We start from the raw sequence: 12,587 nt of genomic DNA, 5'->3' as shown, positions 1-12,587 counted from the left end.
GATCGAGTCCGAACTTGTTGCCCTCGCGCACGGCGTGTCGGGGGCAACAACTTCGGACTCGATTGCGTCGATGGGGTCAGGTCGAGGCGTTCGCGATGTCGCGCATCGACATCACGGCGGAGAACAGCCAGTCGCCGAACTCGTCGATGCGCGGGTCGAGCGGTTCGTCGAGGGCGCACATCAGGGCCGCGATCACGAGGGCGACCGCGAAGCGTGCGTGCGCCGGTGTTGTGCGCAGCTCGGCGAGCTCGACCAGCTGACTCCGCATCTCCGTGACGATCACGAGAAGCTCCGGCACCACCTCCGGCCGGCGGGCGATCAGCTCGCGCACCTTCTGCCGGTCGCGTCCCCGGCGGGTGACCGAATCGGTGATGCCCGCCAGGAGCGTGCACAAGTCGCGCACGAGGTCGTCGTCGCCGGTGCCGGCGAGAAACGCCTCGCGCTGGACATCCGTCACCGAGGCCTCGTCGTGACCGATGATCGCCGCCATCTTCGACGGGAAGTAATTGAAGAACGTGCGGCTGGAGACCACGGCCTCCGAGCAGATCGCATCGACCGACGTCGCCGCGACCCCGTTCTCGGCGACCAACCGCACCGCGGCCTCGTGGATCGCGGTGCGCGTCTCCTGCTTCTTGCGCTCGCGCAGCCCCGGAACGCAGATCGTCTCCGGGGACTGCACCTCGCTGGACGCTGTCACGCGTCGCGCCCGATGAACTTGTCGAGCAGGCCGGCGAACGCCACCACCTCGTCCTCGTCCCAGGCGTCGAACGCCTGGCCGAAGCGGGCCCGGTTCGCGGCACGGATGGCCTCGAACCGGGCACCGGCCTCGGGTGTCGGCGAGTAGAGGTCTGCTCGCCGGTCGTGCGGGTCGGGCTGGCTGTCGATGTAGCCGGCCTCCTTGAGGAGGCGCAGCTGGCGGCTCACCGAGCTCTTGTCCATGCCGGTGAGGGCGATGATCGTGGCGGGGGCGATCGGATGCGTCTTGCCGATCACGCTCATGATCCAGTACGCCGACGGCGGCAGGTCGGGCGAGAAGGCGTGCGCGCCCTCGTTGAGCGAGGCCCGCACCGATCTCATGAAGCGCCCGAGGGCGTCTTCGATCGACCCGACCGCTTCGCGGCGTGCGTCGGAGTCGGTGCGTGCCTCGGAATCCACGCCTACCAGCGTAAGCCCGGCCATCCTCAGCTCCTGGTCGTGTCGCTCACCCGGTCGCCCGCGTCCGCCCCGGCGTCGCCGCGCCGTCCGGCCTCCTCGTCGAGGAGGGCCTCGCCGATCGGGTCGCCCGCGATCTCGGCGGCGCTCGCCGCGATGAGGGTCTCACCCGGCGTCTCCTGCTCGGCGATCTGCTCGACCGAGGTCTTCGTGCCGAGCTTGAGGTTCGGCAGGAAGGCGATCGCGATGATCGAGATGACCGCGAGCGGCACCGCGAGCAGGAACACATCGGCCACGGCCTCGCCGTACGCCGACTCGACGATCGTGCGGACGGGTGCCGGGAGCGTGGCGAGGTTCGGGATGGCACCGCCGCCGCCCGTCGCAGACGGGTCGATGCCGAGCTTGGCCATTCCCTCGGTGACGAGCGTGGTGATCCGCGAGCCGAGCACCGCGCCCATGACGGAGACGCCGATGGTGCCTCCGAGGCTGCGGAAGAACGCGACGGACGCGCTCGCCGTTCCGATCTGCAGCGGGTTCACCGCGTTCTGCACGATCAGCACGAGGTTCTGCATGACCATGCCGACGCCGGCGCCCATGATGAACATGTAGAGGAACACCAGCCAGAAGCTCGTGTCGTACCGGATGGTGCCCATCAGGGCCAGACCGATGGTGAGCAGGATCGAGCCGACCACCATGTAGCGCTTCCACTTGCCGGTGCGGCTGATGATCTGGCCGATGACGACGGACGACAGCAGCACTCCGGCGATCATCGGGATGGTCAGCAGACCGGACTCGGTCGGCGTCTTGCCCCGGGCGAGCTGCATGTACTGGCTGAGGAACACGGACGTGCCGAACATGGCGACGCCGACCGAGATGCTGGCGATGATCGCGAGCCAGAACGTGCGGTTCTTGAACAGCGACATTGGGATGATCGGCTCCTTGGCGCGGAACTCGACGAGCACCGCGAGGCCCAGCAGCACCACCGCGCCGACGACCATCACGATGCTCGTGACCGAGCCCCAGTCGAACTGGTTGCCGGCCAGCGACACCCAGATGAGCAGGAGGGAGACACCGGCGGCGATCAGGATGGCGCCCAGGTAGTCGATGCTGACCTTGCGCTTGTGCGTCGGGATGTGGAGCGTGCGCTGCAGCACGATGATCGCGGCGACGGCGAACGGCACGGAGATGTAGAAGTTCCAGCGCCAGCCGACCGAGTCGGTGATCACGCCGCCGAGCAGCGGACCGCCGACGGTTGCGACGGCCATGACCGCGCCGAGCAGGCCCATGTAGCGACCGCGGTCGCGCGGCGGGATGATGTCGGCCATCGCGACCTGCACGAGCGCGGTGAGACCACCGGCGCCGAGGCCCTGGAGCACGCGGAAGAAGATTAGCATCTCGGTGCTCTGCGAAAGGCCGGCGAGGCCGGAGCCGACCACGAAGATCACGAGCGAGAGCTGGATGAGCAGCTTGCGGTTGGTGAGGTCGGCGAGCTTGCCCCAGATCGGGGTGCTGACGGTCGTGGCGAGCAGGGTCGCCGTGACGACCCAGGTGTAGCCGGACTGGCTGCCGCCGAGGTCGGAGATGATCTTGGGGAGCGAGCTCGAGACGACGGTGCTCGCGAGCATCGCGACGAACATTCCGAGCAGGAGCCCGGAGAGCGGCAGAAGGACCTGCCGTCGTGCCGACGGTGTCGCCGTCAGCGGTGCGCTGGTGTCAGTAGTCACAGTTCTCCTGATAGTTGATGTCGGTCAACTATATGTAACTGATTGACGATGGTCAACTATTCCCGCCGGCCGGGTCGGGTCAGCCGACGGCGACCTCGAGCCCGAGCCAGCCGGCGAGGTCGGCGATCTCCGCGTCGACGTCGGCCCGCATCGTCGCCGTGAAGGGCACGTCCTCGTGGATCGCGTTCACCCGCAGCACACCCGCCTTGCGGTCGGCGGCCGCGTCGAGCTTCCCGACCATCCGGTCGTCGTGCAGGATCGGCAGCGCGAAGTACCCCCACCGCCGCTTCTCGGCCGGCTTGTACATCTCGAGCAGATACTCGAACTCGAACAGGTCCTGCGACCGCACCCGGTCGTGGATGAGCCGGTCGAAGGGGGAGAGCAGCGCGGTGCGGCCCGAGAACGGCCGGCCCACGGCATCCGGATCGACCCGCCAGCGGAGCTTGCTGCCCTCGACCGTCGCCGGCACGCCGGCATCGCCGACCATCTGCGCGCGTGCGATGCCGAGGGCGCGCAGCCGACGAGCATCCCGGATGCGCGCCGCTTCCTCCTCCGGCACGAATTCGAACGGCGGGTACACGCGCTCCGCCAGGTCCCAGGTGCGCTGGCGGCCGATGCGGCCGGCCGTGGCGACCTCACCGCGGGCGACGAGCAGTTCGAGCATCCTGGTCACGTTCTGGTTGTGGGTCCAGCCGGTCGAGACCCACGGCACCGTGCTGGTGTCCGCGATGTCGCGCGACAGCAGGGGGCCGGCGGAGGCGAGCCGGTTCAGCACGTCCTGGTGGAACGATTCGTTGGCCGCGATCCAGGCGTGCTCGCGGGGGAAACCGGCGGTGGGCGAGAGGTGCAGCCCGAGATCGGATGTCGGGCGGATCATCGCGAACGGCGGCTGCGTCGGGTCGTCCTGCGACTTGCGCTCGAACATCGTGCGGTCGTGCTCGATCGCCTGCTGCAGCTGTTCCGGCCGGTACGACGAGCCCATCCGCGACCACACGATGAGGTCGGCGCTGGGGGCGATCGCGGCCGTGGGGTCGAGCTGGAGGAAGGTCAGCTGCTCGACGAGCGGCAGCAGTTCGACGGGACGCTCGGCGCTGAGCAGTTGGGCGCGGACGGCGATGCGGCGGGCTTCCGCCCGCTCCAGGTGGAGGTCGGCCATGCCTCAGAGGAGCATGCCGAAGATGCGGGTGGCCTTGTCCCAGTGAGTGGGCTGGGGGGTCTTCAGCGACTCGTCGAGCACGCGGAACGACCGCGCCAATGCGACGCCGATCCCCCCGGCGATCTGCGGCAGCTCAGCGGTCGCCTCGTCGCTGAGCGGCAGCGCCGGTGTGGAACGCCTGCCCAGCTGTTCGAGGATCGCGTCGAGCGACACGGTCTCTCCGACCCGGCCGAACGCATGGATGGACTCCCGCAGGCCGGCCGTGATCGGGAGGTCCTGCGGCTCGACGACGTCCCGTCCGCTCGCCTGGGCGTTTCCGACCGCCGTCTCCACCAGGTCGGCGACCTTGTCGCTGATGAAGTCGTCGAACCGGCGCAGATCGTTCTTGTCGATCTCGAGGCCGGCGGCAGAGAAGAACCGCTCGAAGGCGGCGATGCCGATGAGATGCATGGTGTGCTCCCGGTGATGGGGATCTCCGCGGGGACCCGCGGAGAGGATGCAGCGCCTGACGAATCTACTCCGGCGCGGTGACCGAGGGGTAGAGCAGTCGTCGCACGCAGCGCTGCGTCATCCGTTCGATCTGAACGACCGCAGTCCGTAGGCTTGGTGGATGGAGTTGGGTTTCTATGCCGTCATCGGCATAGCCGTGATCGTGGCCGTCGCCGCCTTCTCGAGGCGGCTGGGCGTCGCCGCGCCCATCATCCTGGTCGTCGTCGGGGTCACGCTCTCCTATCTCCCGGGCGTCCCGTCCATCGAGATCCCGCACGAGATCGTGCTCGACGCGGTGCTGCCGCCGATCCTGTACGCCGCCGCCATCCGGCTTCCGCTCGCCGACTTCCGGCGAGACCTCGCGCCGATCGCCGGGCTGTCGGTCGCTCTCGTCATCCTGACCGCCTTCGTCTCCGGCTGGCTGCTGTACACACTGCTGCCCCAGCTGAGCCTCCCGGGAGCGATCGCGCTCGGCGCCATCATCAGCCCACCGGATGCCGTGGCGGCCACGTCCATCGGCCGTCGCCTCGGTCTCCCGCCCCGGCTGCTGACGCTGCTCGAGGGCGAGGGGCTCGTCAACGACGCCACCGCCCTGGTGCTGCTGCGCACCGCGACCGCCGCCGCGGCCGGTCTGCTGGCGACGCCGTTCGCCGGCGTGCTCGACTTCTTCTACGCGACCATCGCGGGCATCGCCGTCGGCCTGGCCGCGGGCTTCCTGTCGGTCTACGTGCGGTCGAAGCTCTCCGACCCGCTGCTCGACACCGCCCTCTCGATCGCGGTGCCGTTCGCCGCCTTCATGCCGGCGGAGGCGATCGGTGGCTCGGGTGTGCTCGCGGTCGTGGTCGCCGGGCTCTACACGGGCTACGCGAGTCCGAAGGCGTTCACCGCCCAGGCGAGGATCACCGACCGCATCAACTGGGGGACGATCCAGTTCCTGCTCGAGAACGCGGTGTTCCTCGTCATCGGGCTCGAGATCCGCACGCTCGTCGAAGACGTGCAGGCCGACGATGAACTGCTCGGCGTCTGGGAGTCGGTCGGCATCGGCCTGCTCGCGCTCGCCGTGCTCATCATCATCCGGTTCGCCTGGGCGATCCCGCTGGTCTGGGGCTTGCGAAGACGCACGGAGCGCGCGGAGAAGCGAACCCTCCACGAGCTCCTGCTGGTCAGCTACTACCGCAACCATCCGGTCGAGACCGTGCACCAACGTCGGCGCAAAGACCTCGCCGAGCGCCGGTACGGGCGGATGCGTGCCGACCTGGAGGCGATGCGAGAGCAGCGGATCGACTGGCGCGGGGGAGTGATCCTCGGTTGGTCCGGTATGCGCGGCGTGGTCACGCTCGCCGCGGCGCAATCGCTGCCCGGCGCCGAAGACGGCTTCCCGTACCGCCCGCAGCTCATCCTGATCGCGTTCACCGTGGCCGTCGTCAGTCTCATCGTGCAAGGCGGAACCCTGCCGGCACTCATCCGGTTGCTGAAGGTGGAGGGCGCCGATCCCGATCAGGATCGCCGTCAGCTCGCAGCGCTGCTCGACGACCTCAGCAACGCCGGCCTCGAGGTGCTCGACGACCCGTCGCTCGCCGCCGGCACCGACGAGATCATCGACCCCGAGGTCGTGGAGCGGGTGCGGCAGTCGTCGTTCCTGCGCACCGAGGCGGCCTGGGAGCGGGCCAGGCTCTCTGCGGCCCCCGTGAACGAACGGCCGCACCTGCTCTACCGCACCCTCCGGCTCGCGGTCGTCGACGCCGAGCGCAACAAGCTGATGGAAGAGCGGCGGCAGGGACGCTATCCGTCGCGCATCTTCGAAGAGGCGGAGGCGATGCTCGACGTCGAGGAGACGCGTCTGCGCCCGACGCGCCGCGGACACTGATCGGGAGTTCCGCTCAGGTTTCTGAGAGAGTGCCAAGGGTTCGCCGCGTCGCGTCAGGGCATTCAAAGCGCATCGTGACAGCGTAGAGACGTGACTTCCCACCCGTTCTCTGCCGATCCCGCACGCCGAGCGGAGTTCTGGCGGCGGTTCGAGCCACTCCGCAGTTATGAGCTCGAGCCGGCCACGAGCCGCATCGGGCTTTTCGCCCAGTTCGCCATCGCCAGCCTCGTCGCCGCTGTTCTCGTCGCGGCCGCCGTGCTCCCCGGCTTGCTGGGAATGACCGGTGTGGTCTCCGCCGCCGCATCCGGCTTCGAGCAGCTGCCGGCGACGCTGTCCATCGCCCCGTTCGCGCAGAACTCCACTCTCTACGCGAAGCAGGGCGGCAAGGACGTCCCCATCGCCAGCTTCTACGCGCAGAACCGCCAAAACGTTTCGTGGACCCAGGTCTCGCAGACGATGAAGGACGCGACGATCGCGGCCGAAGACCCGCGCTACTACTCCGACGGTCCGATCGACGTGCTCGGCACCGTGCGAGGCGCTCTCTCCACCGTGGTGGGCAACAACGTGCAGGGCGGGTCGTCCATCACCCAGCAGTACGTGAAGAACGTCGAGGTGCAGCGCTGCGACGCCCTCACCGACGCCAAGAAACTGCAGGCCTGCTACCAGGATGCGGCCGGTGTCACCCTCCAGCGCAAGGTGCAGGAGATGCGCTACGCCGTCGGCATCGAGAAGAAGTACACCAAGCAGGAGATTCTGCTCGGCTACCTCAACGTCGTCGGGTTCGGCGGGCAGATCTACGGCGTCGCCAGCGCCGCCCACTACTACTTCAACACCACCGCGGACAAGCTGACCCTCCCGCAGGCGGCGACGCTCGTCGCGATGCTGAACAATCCCGCAAACCTGCGCATCGACGAGCCCAAGAACACCGCCAACGGCGCAGCGAACGGCTACAAGGCCACCAAAGACCGCCGCGATTACGTGCTCGACCGCATGTACGTGAATCACAAGATCACCAAGGCGCAGCGGGATGCGGCCAAGGCCACCCCGGTGTCGCCGACGATCATGCCGTCGACCTCCGGATGCGCCACCGCAGCACGCTACAACGCCGCGTTCTTCTGCGACTACGTGCGCGACGTGGTGCTCAACGATCCCGCCTTCGGCAAGACGTCCGACGACCGGTGGGCCACGCTCACCCGCGGTGGCCTGAAGATCTACACCACGCTCAACCTCGACCTGCAGGCGACCGCACAGCAATCCCTGAGCTCGTACATCCCCGCGACGGAGGAGGGCATCGACCTGGGCGCGTCCAACGTGTCGATGGAGACCGGCACCGGGCGCATCGTGACGATGGTGGAGAACCGCGCCTTCAACAACACCGATCAGCCGTCGCCGGGCACCACAGCGGTGAACTACAACACCGATCAGGCCTACGGAGGATCGCAGGGCTTCCAGACCGGGTCGACATTCAAGGCGTTCGACCTGGCCGCGTGGCTGGAGTCCGGCCACAGCCTGTACGACAGTATCGACGCGACCCAGCACGACTTCCCGACGTCGGACTTCACCAACACGTGCGCCGACATCAACGGACCCGACTGGCCGGTCACGAACGACGAGGGCTCCGCGAGCTACCTGTCCGTGCTGTCCGCGACCGCCGAGTCCGTCAACACCGCCTTCGCGAAGATGGGAACGCAGGTCGACCTCTGCTCGATCCTGAACGCGGCCAAGAGCCTCGGTGTGCATCCGGCGTCGTCGGCGAACCCGCTCACCTCGGTGCCATCGATGATCCTGGGTGTGAACTACCTGTCGCCCCTGACGATGGCGACCGCCTACGCCGGCATCGCCAACGGCGGTGTCGTCTGCACCCCGGTCGCGATCGACAAGATCATCAACCCCGACGGCACGTCGCGCAAGGTCACCCCGTCGACCTGCACGCAGGGCCTCCGCCCCGACATCGCCGCGGGCGTCACCTACGCGCTGCAAGGCGTGATGAGCAACGGAACCGCCACCAGCGCCAACCCGGATGACGGTGTGCCGATCATGGGCAAGACCGGAACGACGGACGATTCCCTGCAGAACTGGCTCGTGACCTCCACCTCGAAGGTGGCCACGGCGACCTGGGTCGGGAACGTCTCTGGGCAGACTCCGCTGCGCAGCCTCTACTTCAACGGTGTGGGCGGCGGCGACGTGAAGTTCGAGATCGCGCGCCCCATCCTGCAGGCGATCAATGGGATCTACGGCGGCAGCGACTTCACGCCGCCCTCGGATGCGATGCTCTACGGTTCCCAGATCACGGTGCCGGATGTCACGGGCAAGACGACCGACGAGGCCACCAAGACGTTGCAGGGGCTCGGGCTCACCGTTTCCGTCGACCCGACGCCCGTCGACGGAACGCAGCCGGCAGGAACCATCGCCGCCACCTCCCCGACGTCGGACACCACGGTCGCCGCGGGGACCCAGATCACGCTGCAGACCAGCAACGGGCTGCTGGCCGCGGTGCCGTCGGGGCTGATCGGTTCGGCGGTGACGGACGCGCAAGCGGCACTGACAGCCGCCGGCTTCACGAACGTCGTGGTGCAAGGCCCGGGAGGCGCGACGCCGACCCCGGGTGCGAGCGTGGCCGACGTGTCGCCCGGCGAGGGCTCGCAGGCGCGCAAAGACGCGCAGATCGTGCTGACGACGGGCTAGCTGCGCGATCCGGCGACTACGGCACCACCACGCCCTTCAGCACCACCGGGCTGTGCACGCCGTAGTTGAGCTCGTCGGCCTGGGTCGTGCCTGAGGGGACGATCGTGTCCATCACCTTGGGCACGGTGTTCGAGTCGGCGGAGCACAGCGGGCTCGATCCTCCGGGGACGCAGACGCCGAAGGAGTAGGCGCCGGGCGTCGCGGTGAAGGAGCGGGTCTGGTCGACGCCATGGGTGCCGTCCTGGCCGGTGAGGGCGATCGCGAACGACCATCCGGATGCCGGCGTGCCGCCGAGCGCCGTCTTGGTCACGCTGAACGTCGTGTAGCGGGACACCGCGTTGGCGCTCACGGTGACCACACCTGTCGAGGCGCCGGACGCATCCAGGATCTTGCTGCCGGTGAAGCCCTGGGCCTCGATCAGGCGGCTCCACGCGGGGGCGACCTGGTAGTTCATGCTCGGGTACGAGGCCGCAGAAGACGTTGTAGCGGCGCCGGGCTGCCCGACGTAGACATCGACGAGCTGGGCACCGTTCGTCGAGCCGAACGTCGGCGTCAGGTCGGCGGTCTGCATCCGGAACGTAATCGTGGAGCCCGTGTCGTAGACCTGGAACTTCGTGAGGTCGAAGGCTCCCGCGTGGAAGTCGCCCGACGTCGGATACGCGTAGTTCCCGGGCCCGTCGTCGTCGCCGGTCGGGTCGTCGGCCGTGAACAGCAGCGTGCCCTCCACCACATCATTGACCACCGAGCGCACGACCTGCGCCGTTCCACCTCCCGGCGCCGTCGACGTGACGACCAGTACGTTGGTGCCGGCTGCTGCCGTGATCGGCACGCTGAACGCGCCGCCGGCGCCGGCGGTCACACGCGTCACGGTCGTCGCCGAGTCTCCGTCGGTGGCGACATCCGCGATGTCGACGGAGGCGCCCGGCACGGCCGTGCCGGTGACGGTGATCGTCGCGCCGGCCGCGGTTCCGTCGACGGGCGAGGTGACCGTCAGCGGCGTGCTCGCCTGGGTGTGCGTCACATAGCGGTCACGCACCTGGGCCGGCTGCTCGAGGCTGCGCCCCGCTGCGAGGTCGGCGGTCAGCCGCACCTGCGACGCGGAACCCCAGGTGAGCGGCGACGCCGATCCGTCCGCTTGGCCGTTCACGAAGCCGATGGATGCCGTGGCCGGGTCGGTCCCGTAGGGCGAACGCGGCAGATTCGGCGCATCCCAGACCTGCTCGGGCACGAGGCCGGGCCCGGAGTTCATCCGGTTTATCGTCGCCAGGATGCCCGAGGCCGTGCTCTTCTGGCCCAGGGCGATGTACTGCTGAGCCCGCTCCGCTCCGAGCACCGGCCACGGATGCCCGGTGCCGGTGTTCGCCCCGGAGTTCGTCCACGGCGCTCCGTCGATCGTGCAGCTCGTTCCGGCGCCGACCACGCAGTCTCCGTAACCGTCGCCGTTGTAGCGCAGCCAGCCGGTACCGCTCGCGGTCGGGCGCTTGATCGTCGCGTCGACGACCTTCAGCGAGTTCGCGATCACGGGATTGGTGGCGGGCAGGATGCCCAGGCGAACGTACTCGAGGAAGCCGGCATCGGCGATCGCGCGCTGGTCGAGCGTCGGGCCGCCGTTGCCGGTGTTGTAGCTGATCGCCGCGTTCGGGTCGCCGGTCTTCGACAGCCGGATGAAGTACGGCGACGAGGAGAGCGGACCGTTCGTGGTCACGCCCCAGGCCGTGATGTTCCGCTGATACTGGTCGGCGGTCGCGCGCCAGACGCGGGCGCTCGCCGCGTCTCCGTGAACGTCGGCGATGGCGGCGCCGGCCACGAGGGCGGCGATCTCGGCGGCGATGGTCGAGGGGGAGTAGCCCGTCTGCTCCTCCCAGCGCTCGACGCCGAAGCTCGGGCCGTGGCTGATGAGGAAGTTCGCGGCCGACTTCACGTGCGGCCAGAGGGTGTTGTCGGAGGCGAGTCCTGACTGCAGCGCCATCAGGATCGGGTACGCCGTCTCATCCAGCTGGTCGTTGAAGGCGTCGGCGGCCTTCGTGCCGTCGAGCAGTGAGTTGCGGGGTTGCGATCCGTTGGCCTGCTGGCTCTTCAGCAGCAGGTACCGCACGGTGTCCCGCGCCGTCGCGAGGTCACCGTCGGTGTAGAGGGCGGTCCACGCCTCGTAGAGGTCGCGGGAGAACACCTCGCGGTAGCCGTTGCTGAAGAGGTTGTTCGGGTCGTTCGCGACGATCGACTGACCCCAAGGAGCATCCAGCCCCGCGACGATCGCGCCGGGGTACTTCTTGTCCTCCGACGCCTTCACGACGTTCGCCGACTGGTAGTAGTTCTTGATCGCGGCGATGCGCTGGGATCCGGAGAGGCCGGGAGCGGTGAGGAACGGGACGCGCAGCCCCGCATCGTATTTCAGCCAGCCGCCGAGGTACGACGCGGTGAGCTTCAGGGCGGAGCTGCCGATCGTGGCACCGGCCGTCTTCACGGCGGACGACTGCGTGCTTCCGAAGCCGAGCGCGAGGGTCGCGTTGCCCGAATGGTCGCGGGCGACACCGACGGTCTGCTCCACGTTGCCACCGGTGGCGGTCGCCGTGGCGGGGCTGAGCGTGTGCGTGGCGTCGAGCTGCGTGATGGAATCGCTGGCCGTTCCCACGAACCCGCTGCTCAGCGATGAGAACGGCCGGTCGCCGCGCAGGGCGAGATACGACGGCACGGCGTAGGCGGTGCGATTCGCCTGGCTGATCGTGTTCGTGTCGTAGGTGACCGGAACGGCCGTGCCGGAGGAGGTGTCGACGACGGCGGTGTCGGCGCCGCCGTTCGCGGTGCCGCCCCCTCCGTTGCCTCCCGCGTTCGCGTCCAGTCGAACGTAGAGCTTGTAGGCGCCGGCCCCCGCCTTCAGCGCCTGGAACCGCGTGCGGATGACAACGCTGTCGCGCGACGGATCCGTCAGGTAGGTCGTGACGATCCGATACGCGCCGCTCTTCGCGGTCGAGGTGACCGTGCACATCATGCCCGTGGCGTCCGCGGTCGCCGTGTAGGTCATGTCCCGCGCCTGCAGATCGGTGAACGAGGAGCCGTCGGTCACCAGGAACTGCATCGTCTCGACGTTGGTGGCGTCGACCGTCGGCGCGTAGACGTCGCTCAGGATGCCGTTGGCGACGGTGAACCAGATCTTCGACCCCGTGTTGCGCGCGGTGCCGACGCAGTCCTTGCGTGACTGCGCCTGGTGGCTGACCGCGCCGGGCGAGCCCGCAGCTTCGCCGCTCACGGCAGCGCCGCCGCTGGGAGCGGCGGCAGCGGGAACGACGGCAGCTGCGCCCGTGGTGCTCAGGCCGAGGGCGGCGAGAGCGATGACGGTGGCGGCTGCCGGAAGGACGAAACGACGACGGATCACGATCGCACCCCATTCGAACGCGCTGCGGTGCGCGCTCTCCACGCAGGACCGTACCCCCGTTCGGGGGGCGGAGGCAATGGTTCACCGTCGGTTGGTGGACGGTCGCCGATCGACGCCCGCCTGCTCGTCCGCCACAATGGG

At 68.7% G+C, this 12,587-nt stretch carries 8 protein-coding genes; 2 read left to right on the top strand and 6 right to left on the bottom strand.

Annotation, left to right across the window (positions count from 1 at the left end; translation table 11 throughout):
- Positions 1-76: 76 nt before the first annotated feature.
- The 5 genes from AC1DB1_RS09645 to AC1DB1_RS09625 form a co-directional block, all read right to left on the bottom strand.
- Entirely contained in the window at positions 77-697 is a 621-nt protein-coding gene (locus tag AC1DB1_RS09645; protein ID WP_477200606.1) for a TetR/AcrR family transcriptional regulator, read from the bottom strand.
- Entirely contained in the window at positions 694-1,155 is a 462-nt protein-coding gene (locus AC1DB1_RS09640) for a MarR family winged helix-turn-helix transcriptional regulator (RefSeq protein ID WP_271177872.1), read from the bottom strand. Before AC1DB1_RS09640 ends, AC1DB1_RS09645 begins: the two co-directional genes overlap by 4 nt.
- A 26-nt stretch (positions 1,156-1,181) precedes the next feature.
- Entirely contained in the window at positions 1,182-2,876 is a 1,695-nt protein-coding gene (locus tag AC1DB1_RS09635) for an MDR family MFS transporter (RefSeq protein ID WP_477200605.1), read from the bottom strand.
- Positions 2,877-2,955: 79 nt separating this feature from the next.
- Positions 2,956-4,032, bottom strand: coding sequence for a DNA glycosylase AlkZ-like family protein (locus AC1DB1_RS09630; protein WP_271177874.1), 1,077 nt, complete (start codon positions 4,030-4,032; stop codon positions 2,956-2,958).
- 3 nt (positions 4,033-4,035) lie between these two features.
- Complete coding sequence (locus AC1DB1_RS09625) at positions 4,036-4,482, bottom strand: DUF1931 family protein (protein ID WP_271177875.1); 447 nt, start codon at positions 4,480-4,482, stop codon at positions 4,036-4,038.
- Between the two features lie 160 nt (positions 4,483-4,642).
- Here AC1DB1_RS09625 and AC1DB1_RS09620 point away from each other — a divergent pair, with 160 nt between their 5' ends.
- Together AC1DB1_RS09620 and AC1DB1_RS09615 are read left to right on the top strand one after the other, a co-directional pair.
- Positions 4,643-6,388, top strand: a complete 1,746-nt coding sequence (locus AC1DB1_RS09620) for a cation:proton antiporter (RefSeq protein ID WP_271177876.1) — start codon at positions 4,643-4,645, stop codon at positions 6,386-6,388.
- 90 nt (positions 6,389-6,478) lie between these two features.
- Complete coding sequence (locus AC1DB1_RS09615) at positions 6,479-9,073, top strand: transglycosylase domain-containing protein (RefSeq protein WP_477200604.1); 2,595 nt, start codon at positions 6,479-6,481, stop codon at positions 9,071-9,073.
- Between the two features lie 16 nt (positions 9,074-9,089).
- On the opposite strand, the gene AC1DB1_RS09610 is transcribed toward AC1DB1_RS09615, so the two are convergent.
- Entirely contained in the window at positions 9,090-12,488 is a 3,399-nt protein-coding gene (locus AC1DB1_RS09610) for a glucodextranase DOMON-like domain-containing protein (protein ID WP_477200603.1), read from the bottom strand.
- Positions 12,489-12,587 lie beyond the last annotated feature (99 nt).

This window comes from Leifsonia sp. 10N434, from assembly GCF_056394405.1.
Note: the sequence above shows the minus strand (reverse complement) of the source record. Positions and strands in the feature narration are given on the sequence as shown.